Source organism: Micromonospora sp. NPDC049230 (assembly GCF_040647875.1).
GTDB lineage: Bacteria > Actinomycetota > Actinomycetes > Mycobacteriales > Micromonosporaceae > Micromonospora.
Genome location: NZ_JBEZCZ010000036.1, coordinates 15839 through 39362, shown reverse-complemented (window position 1 = coordinate 39362; position 23524 = coordinate 15839). Strand labels below are relative to the sequence as shown.

Sequence of the window (23524 nt, the reverse complement as noted above, 5' to 3'; positions counted from 1 at the left end):
TCCACTTCGTTCCATGGCGTCCTGACCCACCACGGCGCTGAACCCGCTGATTCGCCCGCTCCGCTCGCTCATGCCACCACTCCGCTTCGCTCCGAGGCGTCATGAGGCACCAAAGCGCTGAACCCACTGATTCGCTCGCTCCGCTCGCTCATGCCACCGCCTCCGTGTAGATGGGCGTACGGGCGGGGGCCGGTCGGGTGGCGCGCGAGCTGCGCCACCAGGCGGCGAAGCCCCAGACGCAGATGGCGCCGTAGACCAGGTACATGGCCGCCGACGGATAGAAGCCGCCGCGCAGCAACAGCGGCACGCCGACCGCGTCCACCGCGACCCAGAGCAGCCAGAACTCCACCCAGCCGCGGGCCATGCCGTACGTGGCCAGCAGGCTGCCGGTGAGGATCCAGGCGTCGGGCAGCGGGCCCCACGAGCCCAGTGCCTTGAGCACCGGGTACGCGGCGGCGGTGCCGACCACGGCGGCCAGCAGCATGACCAGCCGCTCCCGCCCGGTGGCCCAGCGCGGGACGACGGCCGCCCGACCGGCGTCGGCGCGACGGTTGGACCGCCACCGCCACCAGCCGTAGACGCTGACCGCGAAGAAGAACACCTGCCGGCCGGCCTGCCCGTACAGGTCGTGCTCCTGCGGGGTGGCGAACACCCCGCCGAGGAACACGGTGAGCAGCAGCGCGTTGCCGACCATCCCGACCGGCCACGCCCAGACCAGCCGGCGCAACCCGAGCAGCGCGGAGAACAACCCGAACGCGTTGCCGACGATCTCCCGGGCCAGCACCGGCGAGCCGGCCACCTGCACCTGGGCGTCCAGCAGCCAACCGAGCGGGCCCATCAGGCCACCCCGCCCGTGATCGAGGCCACCCCGGTGCCGTCGGTGCCGGTGAGCCGGTCGCCGAGCAACCGCTCGACGTACTTGGCCACCACGTCGACCTCCAGGTTGACCGGGTCGCCGACGCCCTTGGCGCCGAGCGTGGTCAGCTTGAGCGTGGTCGGGATCAACCCGACGGCGAACTCGTCCGCACCCACCTCGGCCACTGTCAGCGAGACGCCGTCGATGGTGATCGAGCCCTTCTCCACCACGTACCGCGACAGCGCGGCGGGCAGCCGGAACCGGACGGTCTCCCACTGCTCGGCCGGCTCCCGGGAGAGCAGCTCGCCGACGCCGTCGACGTGGCCCTGCACCAGGTGCCCGCCGAGTCGGCTGCCGAGGGCGGCGGCCCGCTCCAGGTTGACCGGGTCGCCGGGGCGCAGCGCGCCCAGCGCGGAGCGGCGCAGCGTCTCCCCCATCACGTCGGCGGTGAAGACCCCGTCGGTGGCCTCCACGACGGTCAGGCAGACGCCGTTGACAGCGATGGAGTCGCCGTGCCGGGCGTCGGATGTGACGAGCGGACCGCGTACGGCGACAAGTGCGGAATCGCCCGCGGTCGCCGTCACCCGGACGATCTCGCCCAACTCCTCGATAATGCCGGTGAACATGTCAGCCCTCCCTTTTGCGGGGCAAAGCGGTGATCCGAAGATCCGGACCGATCTGCGTAACGTCGACGAACTCCAGATCGATGGCCTCAGCGATGGTGCTCACTCCCGCGTCGACAAGTGCGGTCGGGCCGGCGCCGAGCAGCCGGGGCGCGACGTAGGAGACGATCTTGTCGACCAGGCCGGCGGCGAGGAACGCGCCGGCCAGCCGGGGGCCGCCCTCCAGCAGCACCGCGCGGATCCCGCGCTGGTGCAGCGCCGCGAGCAGCGCCGACAAATCGACCCGGCCGTCCGGGTCGGCGCCGACCTCGTCGGCCGTCGCGATCCACGTCCGCGCGGCGCCGTCGCGGACCCGGGCGTCAGCCGGGGTACGCCCCGAGCTGTCCACGACCACCCGCAGCGGCTGCCGGATGGCCAGGCTGCCGTCGCGCAGGTTGCGGGCGGTCAGCCGAGGGTCGTCGGCGAGCACGGTGCCCACCCCGGCGAGTACCGCGTCGACGGTGCCGCGCAGCGCGTGCACGTCGATCCGGGCCGCCTCCGAGGTGATCCACATGCTGGTGCCGTCCGCCGCCGCGGAGCGCCCGTCGAGCGTGGCGGCGTACTTCCAGATCACGTACGGCCGGCCGCGGCGCATCGAGGTCAGCCAGGCGACGTTGCCAGCCTCGGCCTCCTCGCCGCGTACCCCCAGGTCAACCCGGACCCCGGCGGCCCGCAGGGTGGCGGCGCCGCCGGACGCGACCGGGTTGGGGTCGGGCACGGCGATGACCACCCGGGCGACCCCGGCCTGGACGAGCGCGGAACTACAGGGGCCGGTGCGGCCGGTGTGGTCGCACGGTTCCAGAGTGACGACGGCGGTGCCGCCCTTGGCCCGGCGCCCGGCCTGCGCCAGGGCGACGATCTCGGCGTGCGGCCCGCCGGCGTACGCGTGGAAGCCCTCGCCCACGACCTGGCCGTCCTCATCGAGCAGCACACAGCCGACCACCGGGTTGGGACTGGTGGTGCCGAGCCCGCGTGCCGCCAACTCGATCGCACGCCGCATCGCCTCGTCGACGGAGACGCTGGCCATCGCCCTGCCCTGCCCTCTCACTCGCCGGTCCGCGCGGGCGGTCAGGGAGGCGGTGGCCATGGGGCCACGGGCAGGCGGTGGCGGATCCGGGAACGGCGCGAGCCGCCCGCGGATTCCGGGAACGGCACAGCCGCCCCCGGAGGGTCGGCACGGCACGCTGAAGCCAGCGGCCGGCTCGGACCCGTCCGTCCCGCGCGCTGTCTCCCATCCGGACTGTCTGGGGGCGGACGAACCGCTCCCAACCGTCGGCCCCGGATTTTCACCAGGTCCACCGGGCGGCGTGAGCCGTCCGGGTCGCGGGCTGACCACGGTTGGACCGTGGATCACCGCCGGTTCGGAATTTCACCGAGTCCCGCCAGCGCGTGGTGGGTACAGGGCAGTCTTACACGCCGACGGGGGTCCGTCGCCACCCCGGCGAGCTACTTCACAGCGTCGTCATGCTCACGTGACACCACGGCGCCGGTCCACGGCGACGTACGAACCCGGTTGGCTCTTGGCCACCGTCTTCATCTCCGAGGCCACCGCGATCGCCTCCAGAGGGTCGGTGAACCGCTTGCCGGCGTCGGAGAGGGACACCCCGATGGAGAGCGTGACCAGGGCGGCACGCCGGATGGTGCCGCGCCGGTCCTTCAGCTCGACGAAGCCGCGCTCACGGTCGGTCGCGTCGTAGAGCGTGTCGGCGGACTTCTCGAAGTCGACTACCGCACGGGACGTCAGGGGGCGGACCTGGTCCGGTGCGCAGACGATGACGAAGTCGTCACCGCCGACGTGACCGAGGAAGGCCGGCGGCAGCCCCACCGCCACCACCGCCCGGTGCAGGCTGCGGGCCAGCGCGGAGATGAAGTCGTCACCGCGGACGAAACCGTAGCGGTCGTTGACGCTCTTGAACCGGTCGATGTCGATGTAGCCGACCGCGTAGTCCACGCCGTTGCGGACCCGGTCGCTGATCTCCCGCCGGATCCGGCTGTTGCCGGGCAGCCCGGTCAGCGGGGAGACCTCCCGGAACTCCTTGTTGCGGCGCAACGTCGACGAGACCCGGGCCACCAGCTCGGCGGTGTCGAACGGCTTGACCAGGTAGTCGTCGGCGCCGGCGCTGAGCCCGTGCACCTTGTCGACTGTCATCCCCTTGGCCGTCAGCATGATCACCGGCAGGGCGGAGGTCATCGGGTCCGCGCGCAGCCGCCGGGTCAGCTCCAGCCCGTCGATGCGGGGCATCATGAGATCGACCACGGCCAGGTCCGGTCGCTGCCGCTCGATGACCTCGAGGGCCTCCTGCCCGTCGCTGGCGTGGATCACCTCGAAGCCGTGCAGCCGCAGGTTGAACGCGACGAAACGAGCGATGTCCTCGTCGTCGTCGACGACGAGGATGACGTCCTTGTGGTCGCCCTCGGGGTCCACCTCAGACCTCGCGAGCCGCGCGTTCCGCCAGTGCCCGCAGGTGCCGTACCGCCTCCGCCGGGTCGGCCGCGCCGTACACGGCGGTGCCGGCCACGAACGCGTCGGCGCCGGCGGCGGCCGCCTGCTCGATGGTGTCCGCGGCGATCCCGCCGTCCACCTCGATGCGCAGCTCCAGGTGCCCGGCCGAGACGTGCCGGCGGGCGGCACGCACCTTGTCCAGCAGTTGGGGAATGAACCGCTGCCCACCGAAGCCGGCCTTGATCGTCATGATCAGCAGCGTGTCGAAGCTGGGCAGCAGGTCCAGGTACGGCTCGATCGGGGTGTCCCGGTCGATGGCCAGGCCAGCCTTCGCGCCGGCCGAGCGCAGGTCCTTGGCCAGCGCCACCGGGTCGTCGGACGCCTCCGCGTGGAAGGTGACGTTGTACGCCCCCGCGTCGGCGTAACCGGGGGCCCACCGGCGCGGATCCTCGATCATCAGGTGCACGTCGAACGGCATCGCGGTGACCGCACGCAGGCTCTGGACCACCGGCAGACCGATGGTCAGGTTCGGCACGAAATGGTTGTCCATCACGTCGACGTGCAACCAGTCCGCGGCGTCCTCGACGGCACGGACCTCTTCGGCGAGGCGGGCGAAATCGGCGGCCAGGATGCTCGGCGCGACGATCGGCGGCGGTACGGTCACGGGGCCAGTGTACGAACGTGGCCACCCACCATCCGCATCGCGGCACCAACTCCGACGCGCTGTGATGCGACAGTGACCGGTGGTGCAGAATTGGTCGCTCCGGACTGCCGAATCCGGACGAACAGACATGAGTGGCTGGCCGATCGACGGAAACGCGACGACACTCCAAGCGGGACGGTGCCGAACGGGGCACGCCCGGCGGGGTCTCGCCGCGCGACGCGGTGACCGGCCGTCAGTTCCCGGAGGGGCGGACGATGCGACGGTGGCTCCCAGCGCTGGCGCTGGCCGGCGTCACGATGATGCTGCTGGCCGGCTGCGCGCCGGCCCGCGGCGCGGACGGTGATCTCACCGACGACTGGCCGGCGCTGCGGGACCCGACGCCGTTCGCCCCCGCCACCGACACCTGCCTGCCCCGGATCACCGCGGTCGTGCAGGCCAGCACCTACGAGACAGTGGACTGCGCCCGCAACCACCTGGCCGAGGCCATCCACGTCGGCGCCTTCGTCGGGCCCGACGCGCTGACCGAGACCCGACCGGAACCGGGGTCGTCGGCGCTGCGCACGGCCCGCGCCGAGTGCGACCAGCGGGCCCGGGAGGTGCTCGGCGGCGACTGGCACACGGCCCGGCTCACGCTGTCCCTCGCGCTGCCGTCGGCGCCCGCCTGGGCCGGCGGTGCGCGGTGGTTCCGCTGCGACCTCAGCGAGACCGGCAGCATCGACAACACCCGCCCGGTGAACCGCACCGGCAGCCTGCGCGGGGCGCTGATCGGCGACAACCCGCTGACCCACGGGTGCTTCGACCCCAAGCTGATCGGCGACAACCTCAACTACATGGCGCCGGTGCTCTGCACCGAGCCGCACCGCGCCGAGTTCGTGGGCGTCTACCAGGAACAGGACACCGACTGGGCGACGTTCGCCCGCAACGCCGCGCGGTCACACCAACGCTGCATGGCGTTGATCGCCGAGTACGCCGCCGTGCCGAACGACAAGGACCTGCCGTACCGGGCCGGGTCCATCTACTACCCGCCGTCGCAACGGGAGTGGGAGGAGGGTGACCGTGGGGTGCGCTGCTTCCTGTGGAGCGACGACCGCAAACTCACCCGCTCGATTCGCGGCGCCGGCCCCGAGGGGCTGCCCGCCACCTAGGGCTTTGACACGGGCCTCGGACATCGGTGCCGTATGCTGCTGCGCCGTGGCGCTACCGACCGGCTGGGTCCGGCCGGAGGCCACAGTGGCGGGAGGTCAGGGATGCGACGGTGGTTGGCGGCGTACGCCGGGGGTGCGGCCCTGGCCCTGGTGCTGGCCGGGTGCAGCGCGCCCGCCGGAATCGACACCGACCTCGTCGACGACTGGCCGGCGCCGGTCGCCGCGCAGCAGTTCGTGCCCGCCGCCGACGTCTGCCACCTGACCGCTCAGCAGGTCGGCTTCCTGACCGGCTACAACCCGACGGCGTGCACCGAGTCGCACCTGGTGGAGACCATGCACGTCGGCACGCTCACCGGGGCGAGCGCCGAGCCGGCCACGCCCCCGCAGCCGGGCTCGGCCGGCATGCGGGCCGCGCAAACCGCGTGCGGCACAGTGGTCAACAAGGCGGTGGGCGCCGACTGGCGTTCCGGGCGGCTCGGCCTGACCGTCGTGCTGCCGTCACCGCAGGCCTGGGCGGGCGGGGCCCGGTGGTACCGCTGCGACGTCAGCGAGATCGCCAGCATCGACGACACCACTGTCGGCCTGCGCACCGGCAGCCTGAAGGGTGCGCTGTCGGGCGCGGCGCCGCTGGCGTACCGCTGCTTCAACCCCAAGCTGGTCAAGGACGACATCGACGAGATGCTGCCGATCTCCTGCACGGCGAGGCACCACGCCGAGTTCGTCGGGGTCTGGCAGGCCCCGGAGACCAGCTACAGCGCGTTCACCCGCAGTGTGCAGAAGACCCACCGGGCCTGCCAGACGATGATCGCCAAGTACGCCAAGGTGCCGGACAACTCCCAGCTCGAGTTCCGCGCCGGCACGATCTTCTACCAGCCGTACGAGGAGGAGTGGCGCAACGGCAACCGCGGCGTGCAGTGCTTCCTCTGGATCTCCGACCGGAACCTGACCCGTTCGATGCGCAACGCCGGCACCAAGGGGCTCCCGGTCACCTGAGCGTCCCGCGCGTCCGGCCGGTCGGGTGACCGGCCGGACACGGGCTCGTCAGCCTCGCCGCAGGACGGCGAGGAACATCGCGTCGGTGCCGTGGCGGTGCGGCCAGAGCTGCACCGTCGGCCCGTCGCCCAGACCGGGCATGCCGGCCGGCAGCAGCGGCCGGGCGTCCACGAAGTCCACAGCGACACCACTGCGGCGGGCCGCCTCGGTCACCGTCACGTGCGTCTCGACGGTGTGCGGCGAGCAGGTCACGTAGGCGACCAGACCACCCGGGCGGACCGCCCGCAACGCCGCACCCAGCAACTCACGTTGCAGCCGGGTCAGCGGCGGCAGGTCGGACGGTTGACGCCGCCACCGCGACTCCGGCCGACGCCGCAGCGACCCCAGCCCGGTGCACGGGGCGTCCACAAGCACCCGGTCGAAGTGCTGCTCCGGCAGCTTCGGGTCGGCGCCCACGTCGCGGCCGTCCATCGCGAGCACCGCCACCGGCAGGTCGCGGGTCGCCAGGGAGACCAGCCGGGCGCGGTGCTCGGCCACCTCCACAGCTGTCACCCGCGCCCCACGCTGCGCGGCCAGCGCGCCGAGCAGGCCGGCCTTGCCGCCCGGGCCCGCGCACAGGTCCAGCCAACGCCCGTCCGGGCCGTTAAGTGGCGCGTTGGTGAGTGCCGCGGCGACCAACTGGGAGCCCTCGTCCTGGACGTGGGCACGGCCGTCGACCACCGCCGGGATGTCACCCGGCGCGCCGCCGGGCAGATAGACGGCGTACGGCGAGAAGGCGCCGGGCGCCCCGCCGACCTGGTCGGCCAGCTCGATCGGGTCGATCAGCCCCGGCCGCGCGCACAGGTGCACCGGCGGGCGCTCGTTGTCCTCGATCAGCAGGCGGGCGGTCTCACCCAGGTCGCCGCCGAGCGCCTCGGAGAAGGCCCGCACGATCCACTGCGGGTGGCTGTACGCCAACGCCAGGTGCCCGACGGGGTCGGTCTCCATCGGTGGGGCGAGCTTCGCCACCCAGGCGTCCGCGTCTCGGCTGGACACCTCGCGCAGCACGGCGTTGGCGAAACCGGTGGCGCCGGGCGCGACCGAACGGACCAGGTCGACGGTCGACGACACCGCGGCGTGTGCCGGCACCCGGGTGTGCAGCAGTTGGTACGCCCCGAGCCGCAGCGCGTCGCGGACCGGCGGGTCGATCCGGGCCACGTCCCGGCCGGCGGCGTCGGTCAGGATCGCGTCCAACGTGCCCAGGTTGCGCAGGGTGCCGTAGGTCAGCTCGGTGGCGAAGGCCGCGTCCCGGCCGAACAGCCCCTCGTCGCGCAGGATGGTGGGCAGTACCAGGTTGGCGAACGCGTCGTCGCGGTGCACGGCGGCCACCGCCTCGTACGCGGCGCGGCGTGGCCGATCCAGTGGTGGCCGGACCGGACGACGGTCTCCGCCACGACCGGACGGCGGGCCGGAGCGTGTCGGGCGCGTCCCCTCCGGGGCCGTCACGCGAAGTCCTCGCCGGTGCCGACCCGGACGCCGCGCGCCCAGTCGGTCGCGCCCATGGCCCGCTTGCCGGCGGCGCGCACCTCACCGAGGCGCACCGGCACCGTCGCCGTGCCGGCCAACACCCGCGACTTCTCCACAAGCAACTCCCCCGGCTTCAACTCGGGGCCGTCGGGCACCGGCACCACCGGGCCGAGCTTCACCCGCTCGCCCCGCAACGTGGTCCACGCACCCGGTGCGGGCGTGCAGGCCCGGATCCGCCGGTCGACGGCGAAGGCCGGGTCACCCCAGCGCACCCGGGCGTCGTCCACCGTCAACTTCGGCGCCAGCGACACCCCGTCGGCGGGCTGCGGCTCGGCCCGGGCGGTGCCGTCGGCGATCGCGTCGAGCACCGCCACCAGCAGCCCGGCACCGGAGTCGGCGAGCCGTTCCAGCAGGTCACCGGAAGTGTCGGTGGCCCGGATCTCGTCGGTGAGGGTGCCGTAGACCGGGCCGGTGTCCAGGCCCTCCTCCAACTGGAAGACGCTGGCCCCGGTCAGCTCGTCACCGTGCAGCACGGCGTGCTGCACGGGCGCGGCGCCACGCCACGCGGGCAGCAGCGAGAAGTGCAGATTGATCCAGCCGTACCGGGGGATCTCCAGGGCCGCCGGCGGCACCAGCGCGCCGTAGGCGACAACCGGCACGCAGTCCGGTGCGAGCGCCCGCAGCCGGTCGAGGAACTCGGGGTCGCGGGGGCGGGCCGGCGTGAGCACCTCGACGCCCTGCGCGTCGGCCCACTCGCCGACCGGGGAACGGGACAGGCCACGCCCGCGCCCGGCGGGCGCGTCGGGCCGGGTGACCACGGCGAGCAGGTCGTGCCCGGAGGCGGCGACGGCGGCCAGAGCGGGAACGGCGACGGCCGGCGTACCGGCGAAGATCACTCGCATCGGGGTCACCGACCCAGCCCGAAGGGGTCGCTGAGGTGCGGGCTCAGCTTGACCGTCGGTGGGGCCGCCGCGTCGTACCAGTCGGCCTGGCGGATCGCCTTCATGGCGTCCTTGCGCCCCTGGGCGTCCAGCCGGTCGAGGAAGAGCACCCCGTCGAGGTGGTCGGTCTCGTGCTGGACGCATCGCGCCATCAGGCCGGTGCCGACGATCTGCATCGGGTCGCCGAACGAGCTGAAACCCTTGGCGATGACGTTCTGCCGACGCTTGGTGTCGAAGTAGAGCCCGGGGATCGACAGGCAGCCCTCCGGGCCCTCCTGCTCCTCCTCGTCGGGAAATTCGAGCACCGGGTTGATCAGGTGCCCGAGCACGTCGTCGACGTCGAAGGTGAACACCCGCAAACTCACGCCGAGCTGCGGCGCGGCCAGGCCGGCGCCGTTCTGCTCACGCATCGTGTCGGTGAGGTCGGCGACGAGCCGACGCAGCTCGGCGTCGAAGTCGACCACCGGATCGGCCGGCGTGCGCAGCACCGGATCCCCAAAAAGACGGATGGGCTGGACGGTCACGCGGGAAGGCTCCTTCGACAGGTGGGACGGGCCGTGCCGTACCAGTCTACGGAGTGCCCGGCCGCGCGCTGGCCGGCGTACCTCGATCGGCCACCGCCGGTGTGCCGAGCGTCACCGACCGGCCTCCGGGCGGCGGCGACGCGCCGCCGACGTCCGACAGCATGACCCTCCGGGTCTCACCCGTCCGCCGCCCGGCTCAGCAGGTCCCGGACCCGTTCGACGTCGGGGTGGCCGAGGTCGTCGAGGATGCCGAGGGCCCTTCGCCAGCTTCGTACGGCGCCGGCCGTGTCCCCCGCCGCGTGCCGGCTCTCGCCGAGCCGGGACAGGGTGTCCGCCTCGTCGTAGCGGTCGCTGATCCGCCGGTACAACCCCAGCGCCCGCTGGTAGCAGCGAATCGCCTGGCGGTGCTCACCGAGCTGGGCGTGGATGAAGCCGAGACTGTCCCAGGTGTTCGCCTCACCGTGCCGGTCCCCGGTCGGGCGCAGCAGCGCCAACGCCTGCCGGCAGTGCGCCAGCGCGGGACCGTACTGGCCGAGCTGGGCGTGCGCCCAGCCCACCGCGTTGCGGGCGCTGGCCTCTCCGGCCGCGTGGCCGGCGTCCCGGTACAGCGCGAGAGCCCGCTGACCGTGCTCCAGCGCCTCGGCGTAGCGGCCGAGCCCGTCGAGCATCGCGCCGAACGCCCGGTGGGTCCGCGCCTGCCCGGTGTGGTCACCCAACGCCTCGAAGATCAGCAGGGACTGGCGGTAGTTCTTCGCCGCCTCGTCCACCCGGCCCAGCCGGGAGAGCACCCGGGCCAGGTCGCGGTGGGCGTTCGCCTGCCCGAGCCGGTCACCCGCCCGCCGCGCCCCGGCCAGGGCGGCCCGCTGGGCGACGGCCAGATCCGTCCACCGCCCCCGGCGTTGCAGGAAGTCCACGAGTGTCCAGGCCAACTGCCAGGCATGCCCGTCGAACCCGGCACGTCTGGCGTGGGTGACCGCCGCCAGCAGCACCGGATACTCGACGGTGAACCAGGTGAGTGCCTGACCGTGGTTGGCGATCTCCTCGGGCAGCACACCGGGCGGGGCGGCGGTCAGGTCGACCGGGTCGCGGCCCGGTTGCAGCAGCAGCGCCGCCGCGTGCGCGGTGTGCAGGTAGTGATCCAGCCCACGCCGGATCGCGGCCCGGCGGGCCTCCGGCGGCTCCAGACGTTCCGCCAGCTCCGCCGCGTACGCCCGGAGCAGGTCGTGCGCGCCGAACCGGCCGGGGGCGTGCTCGGTGACCAGGTGGGCGTGCGCCAGCTCCGCCAGCAGACGAGGCACCTGCCCCCGGGGCAGCCCGGCCAGGCTGGCCGCCGCCGCCACCCCGATCTCCGGCCCCGGATGGCAGCCGAACAGCCGGAACAAGCGCGCCGCCGCGGGCGTCAGGCTCCGGTACGACCAGGAGAAGACCGCCTGCACGTCGGTGCCGGTGTCACCGCCGTCGAACGAGTCCAGCGGGTGGGGCGCCTCGCGCAGCTCGTCGGCGAGGGTGGCCAGGGGGAAGGTGGGATTGCCCGCGCCTCGCGCGGCGAGCACGGCCAGCGCCAGCGGCAGCCGCGCACACCGCTCGATCATCTCGTCCACCGCCTGCGGTTCGGCCGCCAACCGGTCCCCGCCGAGCCGCCGGGCCAGCAGTTGCCAGGCCTCGTCGGCGCTGAGCAGGCCGACGCCGATCGGCCGGGCGCCCTCGGTGGCGATCAGGCCGGCGAGCCGGTTGCGGCTGGTGACCAGGACCAGGCAGGTCGGGCTGCCGACCAGCAGGGGACGGACCTGGTCGATGTCGCGGGCGTTGTCGAGCAGCACCAGCATCCGGCGGCCGGCGAGCAGGCTGCGATAGAGACCCACCTGCGCGGGCAGGTGGGTGGGGATCCGTTCCGGCGGCACCTCGAGGGCCTCGAGGAAGCCTCGTACCGCCTCGACGGCCGTCACCACCGCTCCGGAGGCGTCGAACCCGCGCAGGTCGACGTAGAGCTGCCCGTCCGGGAAGCGGTCGGCGACCCGGTGCGCCCAGTGCACCGCCAGCGTCGTCTTGCCGACCCCGGCCGTGCCGGACAACGTCAGGACGGTGCCCGGCGCCATGTCGCCGTCCCCGGATTCGCCGGAGTCGGCGCAGGCGGCATCGAGTTGGGCGAGCTGGACGGCACGACCGACGAATCCCGGCAGCGCCGGCGGCAGCTGCCGGGGCACCGGGAAGCGGGCCGACGCCGCGGCGGGGCGCGGGCCGCCGGCCCTGGCGCGCGCGGCCCCGGCACCCGCCCGGCCGGTGCTCGCGTGGTCCCGGTTCGGGCTCCGCCGGCGCTCCTCGATCCGGTCCCGTGCCGTGGCCAGCACTCCCTGCTCGGCGGGAGTTGCCCCGAGCAGCCGGATGAGGACGTCGAACCGCTCCGGCGGCGGCAGGATGTTGCCGGCGAAATACTCCCCCATGATCCCGCGCGACCAGCCGGTCTTCGCGGCCAACTGCCGGTACGTCAACTGGGTCTCGCCCTGCTGCCGTGCCTCCCGACGGCGCAACTGGCGCAGCAAACCGGCCAGCTCCTGCAATGTCTGCGCCTCGGCGCCGCCGCGAGCCACCTCGAACGCCGCGGGCGATCCCTGCGCCGCCTGTCGAACGGGAGGTACCCGTTGGTCGGACATGCGGCTCCCACCCCCCGTGCACCCGGCCGCCCCGGATGCGCAGGGGCAGGCTAATTCCGCCCGCGCGCCATTCGATAGCCGAGCGCCGATGTCTGACAGTTCCACGGTGGAGCGTGGACCGTCCGGCGTTGTCCGGTGGTGTCCAGCGCCGTCCAGGATCCGCCTCGCGACGCCGAGGTCACATGCCACCGTCCTGGTGCGGGTTCGACCCGCTCCACTACCCCTGGGGGAAGAGGTACCTGATGATCCGTCCACATCTGACCGTTCGGCGGTCCCCGTCGCTGCTGCGGCGTGCCGCCGTCGCCGCGTTCGGCCTCACGCTGCTCGCCGCGGGCGTGACCGCCGCACCGGCCACCGCCGCACCCGCGGGCAAAGCCGCCACCACCGGTTCGTTCGTCGACAGCACACCGGTGCCCGGCGGCTTCGCCTCCTGGTCGGAGCTGCTCCGGCTACAGGAGCGCATGAACACCGCCGCCGCGCGGATCACGAAGGCCGCCGAGCGCAGCGCGAACTCCGGCTTCGCCGGAATCGTCGCCGATCCCACCACCCGGCAACTCCAGGTCTACTGGAAGGGCGAGCCGCCGGCCCAGCTGGTGGCCACCGCCCGGGCCACCGTCGCGACCAAGGTGCTGTCCGCCCCGTACTCACAGCGGGAACTCCTCAGCGCGGCCGAGCGGCTGCGGGCCAAGGTCGGCAACCAGATCACCACGGTCGGGCCGCGTGCCGACGGCGCCGGCCTGCTCGTCGGCACCCAGGACGGTCTGCTCGGCGCGACGGCACTCGCCGGCGTCCCGGTGACGGTGCAGACCGGCGTCGCCGCCGCGCCCGCGACCCGGTGGGACGACTCGCCGCCGTGGTGGGGTGGCGCCGCGTGGCGCAACACCGCCACCGGCGGTGGCTGCTCGACCGGCTTCGGTGTCTACCAGGGCGGGGTGACGCGGGTGCTCTCCGCCGCGCACTGCGCCAACCTGAACGTCCTGGCGACCGACCCGACCGGGCAGACGATCGGCACCGTCGGCACCCGCAACGTCAGCACCGACACCCTGCTGCTCAACGGCAGCGGGGGTGGCCGGGTCTTCAACAACAGCACCGACGCGGCCGGCGCGGTGGTCAGTGAGTTCAACAACCAGGTGATCGGCGCGTCGGCCAGCCAGGTCGGCAACTGGGTGTGCACCTCCGGCGCGTACTCCGGGACCCGCTGCTCGATCCAGGTGAGGGCCCGCAACCTGTGCATCAACGTGCGCAACTTCGGCACGGTCTGTGGTCAGGTGCAGGCCGAGAACACCACCGGCACCAACGCCGTCGGTCAGGGTGACAGCGGCGGCCCGGTGGAGATCGTGAACGCGGCGAACACCCTCCAGGTCTGGGCGACCGGAACCAACACCGCCATCGACGACACCAACACCTCGGTGCCCTGCACCGGCTACGTCACCACCGGGCGGGTCTGCGCCTGGCGGTTCTACTACGAGGACATCCTCTCGGGCATGGCCGGCGTCGGCGCATCCGGCGTGGTCCTCGGCTGAGGCATCGCCTCGGAAGCTGAGGCATCGCCCCGCCGAGTGAACAGGTGGCCGGGCCGGCGCGCATCCCGCGTGCCGGCCCGGCCCACCGTTGGGCTCAGGCGCCGACGGCCGGGTCCCCGGCGAGCACCGCGTCACCGCGTAGCAGGGCGGGCTCGGGCAGCGGCAGCTGGATCTTGTGGGCCGCCTCCCAGTCGTAGATCAGGCCGGGGCGGACCTGGGCGGCGAAGTAGTCGATCGCCGTCATGCCACCCACCACCGGCTCGTCGACCTCGGCGACCAGTTGGGCGGGGACCAGCGAGAAGCCGTTCTGTAGGGCGGCGCTGAGGCGGCGGTGACCGTCGACGACGAAGAAGTACTCGCCGGTGAACCCGATCTTCAACGGTTCGAGGGCCTCGTCACCGGCCTCGGCCACGTCGCCGACGAAGTCGGTGTCCCACAGACCCCGCAGGGTGGCGATGTCCTCGGTCGGGTAGACGCGGGCCGGGTCCAGCAGCAGCAGCGGCGGCCCGTCGCGCAGCACCTCGGCACCGAGCGTGCCCTCGTACGCGGCGACGATGTGCTCGATCACCTCGGCCGCCGAGGCGCGGGTGGTGTCGCAGATCAGGTCATAGTTGCGCAGGCGGGCCTTGTCCACCCCGTACCGGACGATGAACCGGCTGCGCTCGCTCGCGCTGCGTTCCCGGAGCTTGGCCTTGGCCTCCTCCAGGGAGGCGTAGCTCTCCGCCGGCCCGGACGGGCGGGCGAGCACCCGGCGGGCCGCCTCACCCGGCTCGGTGATCATGTGAACCTTCAGCGCGTCGGTGAAGAAGTGCCAGGCCAGCCGGGAGTCCATGACGAGGCGCTCACCGGAGGCGGCGATGTCCCGCTGGAGCTGGTCGACGTAGCCGTCGACGGCCTGGTCGAGCTCGGCGTGCAGGTTGAGCTGCAAAGCGGTCATCTGCCGCTGCTGCGCCATCTCCCGATAAAGGTCACCCACACTGACCCGGCGCATACCGAGCCGCTTGGCGATCTCGACCGACACGGTGCTCTTGCCGCTGCCGAGGTCGCCGTTGAAGACGATCGATTGTCCAACGGTCACGACTGGTCCACCCCTGATCACCGGCTCAAAGACATCATCGACATCGCGTCCGACCGACGCGTTCCCGCCCTCGTCGCGCCATCCTGCGCGGCCCCAGCTCGGCGCCTGTGACGCTCCGTTGCGACCCGGAGCCGTCGTACGCCTGACATGACGGGCGATGCTACCACTTGAGCGCCACCGCTTTGCCGGACGCGGTGTGCGAGAGCCATCCTCGGCGGGCCGGGGCCGCCGACGTCGGCACCGGCCGAAACACCTCAGAACAGGCTCAGCGGATCGACCTGGAGACGAACCGGGTCGGCGGCCTTGCGGGCGGCGCGGGCACCGGCGGCCGAGTGCAGCGCCTCGGCCAGCGCGGCAGCCCTGGACCGGGGCACCCGCACCAGCATCCGCTCCCGGCCCTCCTCGGCCGGCACCGGGCCGAGCACCTCGGCGTCGGTCGGCAGCCGGGCCGCGGCGAGCAGGTCGGCCACCGCCTCGGCCGGGCCGGTGACGCTCGCCATCCGGACGGCCGGTGGGAAACCCAACTCCCGGCGCTCGGCCAACTCCCGGCCGGCGAACCAGGCGGCGTCCCAGCGCAGCAGCGCCTGCACCGGGGCGAGCGCACCGTCGGCGACCACCACCACCCGCCCGGCCGGTGCCGGACGGGCCAGCGCCGCAGCCGCCAGCCAGCGGCGCAGCGCCTCCTCGCCGGCACGCAGGTCGGCCCGGGTCAGCAGGGCCCACGAGTCGAGCAGCAGCACCGCGCCGTAGCCCCCCGCGGCGACCGGCTCGGCGCCGGGTGTGGTCACCACCAGGGCCGCGCCGCCGGGCACGTCGGTCAGCACCTCCTCGCGCCCCGAGGTGCGTACCGGCACCCCGGGGAACGCCCGCCCCAACTCCTCGGCGGTCCGCCGGGCACCTGTCACCGCCGCCCGCAGCCGCCGCCCACCGCACTCAGGGCAGGCGTACGCGGCCGCCACCCGGGCGCACCACCGGCAGGCCGGGGTGCCACCGGCCGAGGGCAGCGCGAGCGGCCCCGAACAGTGCACGCAGCGGGCCGGCGTGCGGCACTCGGCGCAGGAGATCGACGGCAGGTAGCCGCGGCGGGGCACCTGCACCAGCACCGGCAGGTCCTGCCGGAGGGCGTCGCGGGCGGCCGTCCAGGCCAGGCTGGGCAGCCGGGCGGTGGCGGCCCCGGGGTCCCGGGCCAGTTGTGGGTCGTCGCCGGTCGGCGCGATGGCCGGAATCCGGGCCCGCACGGTGGCCCGGTCGGCGACCACCTCCCGAGCCCAGCTGGTCTCCAGCAGCAGCTGCGCCTCGGCGGTGCGGGCGTACCCGCCGACCAACGCACCGGCCTCGGCCAACTGGACGCGGGTGAGCAGCACATCGCGGGCGTGCGGGTACGGCGACCGGGGCTCGGAGTGCAGGTCGTCGCCGTCGTCCCAGATGGCGACGAGGCCGAGCCGGTCCACCGGGGCGAACATCGCCGCCCGGGTGCCGATCACCACCTTCACCTGCCCACGGCGGGCGGCGAGGAACGCCCGGTAGCGCCGGGCCGGCCCGAGGGCGGCGGAGAGGCTGACGTGCCGCCCCGGGCCGAGCACGCCGGTGAGCGCGGCGTCCAGTCGGTCGAGGTCGCGGGCGTCCGGCACCACCACCACCGCTCCGCGCCCGCCGGCGACGGTGGCGGCCACCGCGTCGGCGTAGCGGGCCGCCCAGTCCTCGCCGGGCAGCGCCGACCAGACCGCGCGAGGTGCCCGGCCGTCGGTGAGCGCCCGCAGCAACGCCGGGCCCGTCGGGTAGTCCCGCCACCCGCGCGGGTCGACCGGGTCGGTGGGGACCGCCGGGGTGGGCTGGTCGCCGCGCGGCTCCTTCTCGACCCGGGCGTGCCGGGGTGGGACGGCGAGCCGGAGCACGTCGGCGAGGCTGCCCGCGTACCGGTCGGCGACCGCGCGGGCCAGCCGGGCGATCTCGGGCGCCAGCACCGGCTCCGGAGAGACCACCTTCTCCAGGTACGCGAGCCGCCCGGTGTGCCCGGAGTCGTCGGCGCGCGACAGCAGCCACCCGTCGACGAGCTGCCCCGCGAAGCGCACCTTCACCCGCGTGCCGGGCACCGCCGCCTCGTCCAGCTCGGCCGGCACCAGATAGTCGAACGGGCGGTCCAGATGCGCCAGCGGGACGTCCACGCAGACGCGCGCGACCGGCGACCCATCCGCGGGTCGCCGGTCGCTACGCGTGGTGGCGGTCAGGCTGCCGCGGCCGACTTGAGGTCGGCGGCCCGGTCGGTGCTCTCCCAGGACAGGTCCGGCAGCTCGCGGCCGAAGTGGCCGTACGCGGCCGTCTGCTGGTAGATCGGGCGGAGCAGGTTGAGGTCCCGGATGATCGCGGCCGGTCGCAGGTCGAACACCTCGGAGACGGCCTTCTCGATCGAGGCCACCGGCACGGTCTCGGTGCCGAACGTCTCGATGAACAGGCTCACCGGGTGGGCCTTGCCGATGGCGTAGGCGACCTGCGCCTCGCACCGTTCGGCCAGACCGGCGGCGACAACGTTCTTGGCGACCCAACGCATCGCGTACGCGGCCGACCGGTCCACCTTGGACGGATCCTTGCCGGAGAACGCGCCGCCGCCGTGGCGGGCGTACCCGCCGTAGGTGTCGACGATGATCTTGCGGCCGGTCAGCCCGGCATCACCCATCGGACCACCGATCTCGAACCGGCCGGTCGGGTTGACCAGCAGCCGGTAGCCGTCGGTGTCCAGACCCAGGCTCTCCAACTCCGGAGCGATCACGTGGTCGCGCACGTCGGGGGTGAGCAGCGAGTCCAGCGAGATGTCCGCGGCGTGCTGGCTGGACACGACAACGGTGTTCAGCCGGATCGGGCGCAGCCCCTCGTACTCGATCGTCACCTGGGTCTTGCCGTCGGGCCGCAGGTAGGGAATCGTGCCGTCCTTGCGCACGGCGGCCAGGCGGCGCGCGAGCCGGTGGGCGAGGGCGATCGGCAGCGGCATCAACTCGGGCGTCTCCGAGCAGGCGAAGCCGAACATCATGCCCTGGTCGCCGGCGCCCTGCGCGTCCAGCGCGCTCTCCGACGCCCCGGTACGCAGCTCGAAGGCGTTGTCCACGCCCTGCGCGATGTCCTCGGACTGGGCGCCGATGGAGACGCTGACCCCGCAGGACGCGCCGTCGAAGCCCTTTTTCGACGAGTCGTAGCCGATGTCGAGGATGGTCCGCCGGACGATGGTGGGGATGTCGGCGTACGCCTTGGTGGTCACCTCACCGGCGATGTGCACCTGGCCGGTGGTGATCAGGGTCTCCACCGCGACCCGGCTGTGCGGATCCTCGGTCAGCAACGCGTCGAGGATGCCATCGCTGATCTGGTCGGCGATCTTGTCCGGGTGGCCTTCCGTGACCGATTCGGACGTGAAGAGGCGGCGTGTCACGGCACTCCTAAGCGTGTGAGGTCGTTCCGCGGCAGTCTAGTCAACACTGCGGCCGGTGTAGGTCCCGGTCGCGCTCCGTTCCACCCGTCAGGAGCGACGGCCCGGCAGTCGCGCCACGACGAGATCCCAGACGGCGTCGGCCACGGCGTCTTTGGCCTGCTCAGGCAGCCGGCTGACTGAGCCGTCAGCGCCGATGACCGTCACCGTGTTGGTGTCGGCACCGAAGACCAGATCGGGACCGACCTCGTTGACAACGATCAGGTCGGCCCGTTTCCGGGCGAGTTTCGCTCGGCCGTTGGCCTCGGCGTCGCCGGTCTCGGCGGCGAACACCACGAGCAGTTGCTCCGGTCGCTTGCGCCGACCGAGCTCCGCCGCGATGTCCGGGTTCGTGACAAGCTCGATGGTGGGTGCGACGCCGTCGTCCGACTTCTTGATTTTGCCAGGCGCGTACGACGCCGGTCGGAAATCGGCCGGAGCCGCCGCCATCACCACCGCGTCGGCCTCGACGGCGGCCTTCAGCGTCGCCTCCCGCAACTCGGCGGTGGTGCCGACCCGGATCAGGTCGACGCCGGCGGGGTCGGCGAGGGAGACGTTTGCCGCGACCAGTGTGACCCGGGCACCCCTGGCGACCGCGGCGCGGGCGAACGCGTACCCCTGTTTGCCCGAGGAGCGGTTGCCCAGGAAGCGGACCGGGTCCAGTGGTTCCCGGGTGCCACCGGCGGTGACGACCAGCCGGCGACCGGCCAGGTCGGCGGGGGCGAAGTCACCCCGGGCCAGGAGCCGACGGGCGACAGCGAAGATCTCCGCCGGGTCGGGCAGCCGCCCCTTGCCGGTGTCGGCGCCGGTGAGTCGTCCGACGGCGGGCTCGATGACCCACACGCCCCGCGAGCGCAGCGTGGCGACGTTGGCCACGGTGGCCGGGTGCTCCCACATCTCGGTGTGCATGGCCGGCGCCAGCAGCACCGGGCAGCGGGCGGTCAGCAGCGTGTTGGTCAGCAGGTCGTCGGCGAGCCCGTGCGCGGCCTTGGCGAGCAGGTCGGTGGTGGTCGGCGCGACCACCACCAGGTCCGCCCGCTTACCGAGTCGGACGTGCGGCACCTCGTGGACGTCGGTCCAGACGTCGTCGGCGACCGGCTGCCCGGAGAGCGCCGCCCAGGTCGGCGCCCCGACGAACCGGAGCGCCGACGCGGTGGGCACGACCCGGACCTGGTGACCCGATTCGGTGAAGAGTCGCAGCAGCTCACACGCCTTGTAGGCGGCGATGCCGCCGCCGACCCCGAGGACGATCGAGGCGGACATCGGCCGGCGAGCGGTTACGGCTGGTCGGTCGGCTCGGCGGTGAGCAGACCCGCGTTGATCTCGCGCATGGCGATGGAGAGGGGCTTCTCCTGCGGGGTGGTCTCGACGAGCGGGCCGACGTACTCCAGCAGGCCCTCGCCGAGCTGGCTGTAGTAGGCGTTGACCTGGCGCGCGCGCTTGGCGGCGAAGATGACCAGCGCGTACTTCGACGTCGTCTTCTCGAGGAGCTCGTCGATCGGCGGGTTGGTGATGCCTTCGGGGTTGGCGATGGATCCCACGAATTAACCTCTGCGTCTTTCGAGCCGCGCGGACGCGGTGCTGAGTCTCAACGGCCGGCGCTCAGCCGCGCAGCACGCGCGACCAGGCCGGGTCCGGATAAGAAGAACCGAGTAAGCCTACCAGCTCGTCGACCACCCGCTCGGTGCGGTCGTGGGTCAGCGTGTGCTCGACGGCGACTGTCACCGTGGTGTCGGGTTCGTACCCGGGTGGGCTCAGCAGCACCAGCCGCGCGTCGGGCAGGCGCACACCCACCTGCGCGGCGCCGCGCAGGTCGAGCGGGAGCAACACCGGCTGCCCGGCGTCGAGCCGGGCGCGCAGCGGTGGGTACGGAGTCCCCCGGCGGTAGCCACCGATCCGGGACCACTCCAACAGCTCGCCGACGGCGAGCCGGCGATCGAACTCGGCGGGGGCCAGGAAAACACGGTCGGCCCCGTCGATCTCCGAAGCCCGGCGCGGCCGGGTGGTTGCCGGCACCGGGATCCACACGGACGGAGAACGCGCCCGGACCAACTCGACGACACTCTCCCTGCCGGAACCCGAAGGTCCAGCCAGGACAGTGAGCCGAGCAGCCGGGCGCGCCTCGTCATCCGTGCTCACTGCTTGTTTCTACACGCTGCCAGGTTCAGTTGGCGGCGAACTCTCCAAGCAGTGCCTTGCGCTGCTGCTCGCCGAGGCCACGCAGGCGACGGCTGTCGGCGATCTTGAGCTTCTCCATGATCTGGGTCGCCCGGATCTTGCCGATACCCGGCATGGCCTGCAGGACGGCCGAAACCTTGAGCTTACCGACGACGTCGTCGCTCTCGGCGCGCTCGAGGACGGCACCGAGAGTGGTCTTGCCCTGCTTGAGCTGCTCCTTCAGCTGAGCACGGGCCTTGCGGATCTCCGCGGCCTTCTCGAGCGCGGCAGCGCGTTGTTCGGGGGTCAGTGACGGGAGCGGCACCAGTTCTCCTCAGGTCCCTATCGCGGCGGGCGGGGCGCACCGCCGCATCTGTGAAACGTGGTGTCGCTGTGAACCAAGGGGTCCATGGTTCCCAGCGCGGGGAAAACTAGCGGCCAACGGAGCTTTCGGCAACGTGGGGGCCGCATGATCACCGTAGGGTGACCGACCCGTCAGTCAGTCACCGGGCAGGCAGAACGGCCCGGCAGTCGGCCAGGACGCGGTCCGCGGCGGCGCGCAGGGCGGCGACATCGGGGCCGACCGAGAGCACCTCCCGGGAGTACGACGGGAGCACCGAGGCGAGGCTCGAACCGAAGACGGTACGCAGATCGGCCGCCCCCGCACCCTGTGCGCCGAGCCCCGGGGCGAGCAGTGGACCCCCCACGCCGGAGAGGTCGTGACCGGTGTCGCCGATGGTCGCCCCGACCACCAGCCCGAAGCTCCCGAGCGGGCTCGCACCCCTGTTGAGCTGCGTAATCTCGTCGATCACGGTTTGCGCCACGGTGCGGCCGTCGGCCGTGCGGGCCCGCTGTACGGCAGCGCCCTCGGGGTTGGAGGTGAGGGCCAGCACGAACACACCGCCGCCGTGCTCGGCGGCGAGTTCGAACATCGGCGCCAGCGAACCTACTCCCAGGTAGGGGCTCGCGGTCACCGCGTCGACATACATGGGGCTGGATGGATCAAGGTACGCGGAGGCGTACGCGCTCACCGTCGAACCGATGTCGCCGCGCTTGACGTCGAGGAGAACGAGCGAACCGGCATCCCGTAACTGTCGGATAGTTGACTCAAGAATCTCCACTCCGCGGGATCCGAACCGCTCGAAAAAGGCCGACTGAGGCTTCACCACCGCAACCCGGTCACCGAGCGCCTCCACGACGGTCCGCGTGAAGCTGTCCAACCCCTGAACGTCGTCCGTGAGGCCCCAGCGGGCCAGCAGACCGGGATGCGGGTCGATGCCCACACAGAGTGGCCCCCGCTCGCTGATCGCCCGGTGCAGCCGGGTTCCGAAGCTCTCCATCCGGTACTCCCTCTCTCCTGCCGGGCGGCGCACCGCCTCCCGGGTGTCCGTTGACGACGGCGGCTCAGCCCGCCGCCACCGCCGCCGCCACCCCGGCCGTGATCCGGGCCAGGTCGGCGTCGTCGGTGACGTACGGCGGCATCGTGTAGACCAGGTCGCGGAACGGGCGCAGCCACACCCCGTGGTCCACCGCCGCCGCGGTGGCCGCGCCGATGTCGACCTCGTGATCGAGCTGGACCACGCCGATCGCGCCGAGCACCCGCACGTCGGCCACGCCCGGCGTACCGCGCAGGGGCTCCAGGCCGGCGCGCAGGCCGGCGCCGACCCTCGCGACCTGGCCGGCCCAGTCTCCGGCCCGCAGCAGGCCGATGGAGGCGTTCGCCACCGCGCAGGCCAACGGGTTGCCCATGAACGTCGGCCCGTGCGCCAGCACGCCGGCGGCGGAGATGCCCCGGGCGACCTCCGGGGTGCACAGGGTGGCCGCCAGCGTCAGGTAGCCGCCGGTGAGGGCCTTACCCAGGCACAGCACGTCAGGTGTCACCCCGGCGTGCTCGGCGGCGAACATCTCGCCGGTACGGCCGAATCCGGTGGCGATCTCGTCGAAGATCAGCAGGATCCCGTGCGCGCGGGTCACCTCGCGCAGCACCCGCAGGTAACCCGGGTGGTGGAAACGCATCCCCCCGGCGCCCTGGACGACGGGCTCGACGATCACCGCGGCCAGTTCGTCGGCGTGCCGCTCGACGGTCCGCACCAACGCCGCCACGTACGCGTCGTCGGGTGGGTCGTCGAAGCCGCCGGGCGGGACCGGGGCGAACACCTGCCGGGGCAGCACGTCGCCCCAGAGGTGGTGCATGCCGCCCTCCGGGTCGCAGACGCTCATCGGGTGGAACGTGTCGCCGTGGTAGCCGCCCCGCCAGGTCGCCAACCGGCGCCGCTGCGGACGACCGACGGCCCGCTGGTACTGCAGGCACATCTTCACCGCCACCTCGACGCTCACCGAGCCGGAGTCGGCCAGGAACACGTGCTCCAGGTCCTCCGGGGTCAGCTCGACCAGGGTCCGGGCGAGCCGCACGGCGGGTTCGTGGGTGAGCCCGCCGAACATCACGTGGCTCATCCGGCCGAGCTGGTCGGTCACCGCCGCGTCCAGCACCGGGTGCCGGTAGCCGTGGATCGCCGCCCACCAGGACGACATCGCGTCCACCAACTCCCGCCCGTCGGCCAGCCGCAGCCGCACCCCCGCGGCGCTCTGCACCAGGTACGGCGGGTTCGTCGGCGGCAGCGCGGCATACGGGTGCCAGACGTGCTTGCGGTCGGTGGCCAGGATCTCCTCGGGTGTCACACGTACTCCTCTGCGCCTCAAGCGGTCCGGACGGCGGGCGTCCCGCGGCGGGGGCGAACCTCTCCGCCGCCTCCCCCGCCCCGGCCCCGGCGCCGGCCCCGGCACCGGCTCCCACCACCGCCGCCGCCGCCCTTTGCTCTGCACCCGCGGACGCGACACCCGGCGGCCGGATGTGGTGCTCCGGGTGGTGCATCCACGGGTGCAGAGCAAAGGAGGCAACAGCGGACATGTGCTCCTCGGCCCGGAGC

At 73.1% G+C, this 23524-nt stretch carries 21 protein-coding genes; 3 read left to right on the top strand and 18 right to left on the bottom strand.

Annotated features, from left to right (window positions below):
• Nucleotides 1-148 precede the first annotated feature (148 nt).
• The 5 genes from pnuC to rpe all read right to left on the bottom strand — a co-directional run bounded on the left by pnuC (nt 149) and on the right by rpe (nt 4625).
• Nucleotides 149-838: a nicotinamide riboside transporter PnuC gene (pnuC, locus tag AB0A95_RS25980; RefSeq protein ID WP_357558363.1), complete on the bottom strand. Its 690-nt coding sequence runs from the start codon at nt 836-838 to the stop codon at nt 149-151.
• On the bottom strand, nt 838-1482 hold the full coding sequence (locus tag AB0A95_RS25975; RefSeq protein ID WP_357558362.1) for a riboflavin synthase: 645 nt from the start codon (nt 1480-1482) through the stop codon (nt 838-840). Before AB0A95_RS25975 ends, pnuC begins: the two co-directional genes overlap by 1 nt.
• Before the next feature lies 1 nt (nt 1483).
• The gene (gene ribD, locus AB0A95_RS25970; protein WP_357558361.1) at nt 1484-2545 is read right to left on the bottom strand and encodes a bifunctional diaminohydroxyphosphoribosylaminopyrimidine deaminase/5-amino-6-(5-phosphoribosylamino)uracil reductase RibD; all 1062 of its coding nucleotides are present in this window, start codon (nt 2543-2545) and stop codon (nt 1484-1486) included.
• A gap of 441 nt (nt 2546-2986) precedes the next feature.
• Nucleotides 2987-3943 (bottom strand): response regulator, encoded by a 957-nt coding sequence (locus AB0A95_RS25965; RefSeq protein ID WP_357558360.1) that lies wholly within the window; start codon nt 3941-3943, stop codon nt 2987-2989.
• Between the two features lies 1 nt (nt 3944).
• A complete protein-coding gene (gene rpe, locus AB0A95_RS25960; RefSeq protein ID WP_357558359.1) occupies nt 3945-4625 on the bottom strand; it encodes a ribulose-phosphate 3-epimerase in 681 nt (226 codons plus the stop codon).
• A 254-nt stretch (nt 4626-4879) separates the two neighbouring features.
• Here rpe and AB0A95_RS25955 point away from each other — a divergent pair, with 254 nt between their 5' ends.
• Both AB0A95_RS25955 and AB0A95_RS25950 read left to right on the top strand, forming a co-directional pair.
• Nucleotides 4880-5770, top strand: a complete 891-nt coding sequence (locus AB0A95_RS25955) for a septum formation family protein (protein WP_357558358.1) — start codon at nt 4880-4882, stop codon at nt 5768-5770.
• A 102-nt stretch (nt 5771-5872) separates the two neighbouring features.
• A complete protein-coding gene (locus tag AB0A95_RS25950) occupies nt 5873-6763 on the top strand; it encodes a septum formation family protein (protein ID WP_357558357.1) in 891 nt (296 codons plus the stop codon).
• Between the two features lie 48 nt (nt 6764-6811).
• Here the strand turns inward: AB0A95_RS25950 and AB0A95_RS25945 are convergent, their stop codons facing one another.
• From AB0A95_RS25945 to AB0A95_RS25930, 4 genes are all read right to left on the bottom strand, one after another.
• Nucleotides 6812-8248, bottom strand: coding sequence for a transcription antitermination factor NusB (locus AB0A95_RS25945; RefSeq protein WP_357558356.1), 1437 nt, complete (start codon nt 8246-8248; stop codon nt 6812-6814).
• Nucleotides 8245-9171 (bottom strand): methionyl-tRNA formyltransferase, encoded by a 927-nt coding sequence (fmt, locus tag AB0A95_RS25940; protein WP_357558355.1) that lies wholly within the window; start codon nt 9169-9171, stop codon nt 8245-8247. The genes AB0A95_RS25945 and fmt overlap by 4 nt, the downstream gene beginning before the upstream one ends.
• Nucleotides 9172-9176: 5 nt before the next feature.
• Nucleotides 9177-9734, bottom strand: coding sequence for a peptide deformylase (def, locus tag AB0A95_RS25935; RefSeq protein ID WP_357558354.1), 558 nt, complete (start codon nt 9732-9734; stop codon nt 9177-9179).
• A 176-nt stretch (nt 9735-9910) separates the two neighbouring features.
• On the bottom strand, nt 9911-12385 hold the full coding sequence (locus AB0A95_RS25930; protein WP_357558353.1) for a tetratricopeptide repeat protein: 2475 nt from the start codon (nt 12383-12385) through the stop codon (nt 9911-9913).
• A gap of 242 nt (nt 12386-12627) precedes the next feature.
• Between AB0A95_RS25930 and AB0A95_RS25925 the strand changes: the two genes are divergently transcribed.
• On the top strand, nt 12628-13908 hold the full coding sequence (locus tag AB0A95_RS25925; RefSeq protein ID WP_357558352.1) for a hypothetical protein: 1281 nt from the start codon (nt 12628-12630) through the stop codon (nt 13906-13908).
• A gap of 94 nt (nt 13909-14002) precedes the next feature.
• On the opposite strand, the gene AB0A95_RS25920 is transcribed toward AB0A95_RS25925, so the two are convergent.
• The 9 genes from AB0A95_RS25920 to AB0A95_RS25880 all read right to left on the bottom strand — a co-directional run bounded on the left by AB0A95_RS25920 (nt 14003) and on the right by AB0A95_RS25880 (nt 23276).
• Entirely contained in the window at nt 14003-14986 is a 984-nt protein-coding gene (locus AB0A95_RS25920; protein ID WP_357558351.1) for an AAA family ATPase, read from the bottom strand.
• A 254-nt stretch (nt 14987-15240) separates the two neighbouring features.
• The gene (locus tag AB0A95_RS25915) at nt 15241-17214 is read right to left on the bottom strand and encodes a primosomal protein N' (protein ID WP_357558398.1); all 1974 of its coding nucleotides are present in this window, start codon (nt 17212-17214) and stop codon (nt 15241-15243) included.
• The gene (metK, locus tag AB0A95_RS25910; RefSeq protein WP_357558350.1) at nt 17211-18404 is read right to left on the bottom strand and encodes a methionine adenosyltransferase; all 1194 of its coding nucleotides are present in this window, start codon (nt 18402-18404) and stop codon (nt 17211-17213) included. Before metK ends, AB0A95_RS25915 begins: the two co-directional genes overlap by 4 nt.
• 87 nt (nt 18405-18491) lie before the next feature.
• Nucleotides 18492-19703 carry a bifunctional phosphopantothenoylcysteine decarboxylase/phosphopantothenate--cysteine ligase CoaBC gene (gene coaBC, locus AB0A95_RS25905; RefSeq protein ID WP_357558349.1) on the bottom strand — a complete coding sequence of 404 codons (1212 nt, stop codon included), beginning with the start codon at nt 19701-19703 and terminating at the stop codon, nt 18492-18494.
• 14 nt (nt 19704-19717) lie between these two features.
• Nucleotides 19718-19981 carry a DNA-directed RNA polymerase subunit omega gene (gene rpoZ, locus AB0A95_RS25900; RefSeq protein WP_007075826.1) on the bottom strand — a complete coding sequence of 88 codons (264 nt, stop codon included), beginning with the start codon at nt 19979-19981 and terminating at the stop codon, nt 19718-19720.
• Nucleotides 19982-20042: 61 nt separating this feature from the next.
• The gene (locus AB0A95_RS25895; protein WP_357558348.1) at nt 20043-20579 is read right to left on the bottom strand and encodes a guanylate kinase; all 537 of its coding nucleotides are present in this window, start codon (nt 20577-20579) and stop codon (nt 20043-20045) included.
• Nucleotides 20580-20604: 25 nt separating this feature from the next.
• Entirely contained in the window at nt 20605-20922 is a 318-nt protein-coding gene (gene mihF / locus AB0A95_RS25890) for an integration host factor, actinobacterial type (RefSeq protein ID WP_030335662.1), read from the bottom strand.
• 178 nt (nt 20923-21100) lie between these two features.
• Nucleotides 21101-21937, bottom strand: a complete 837-nt coding sequence (gene pyrF / locus AB0A95_RS25885; protein WP_357558347.1) for an orotidine-5'-phosphate decarboxylase — start codon at nt 21935-21937, stop codon at nt 21101-21103.
• 64 nt (nt 21938-22001) lie between these two features.
• Nucleotides 22002-23276, bottom strand: a complete 1275-nt coding sequence (locus AB0A95_RS25880) for an adenosylmethionine--8-amino-7-oxononanoate transaminase (protein ID WP_357558346.1) — start codon at nt 23274-23276, stop codon at nt 22002-22004.
• Nucleotides 23277-23524: the final 248 nt, after the last annotated feature.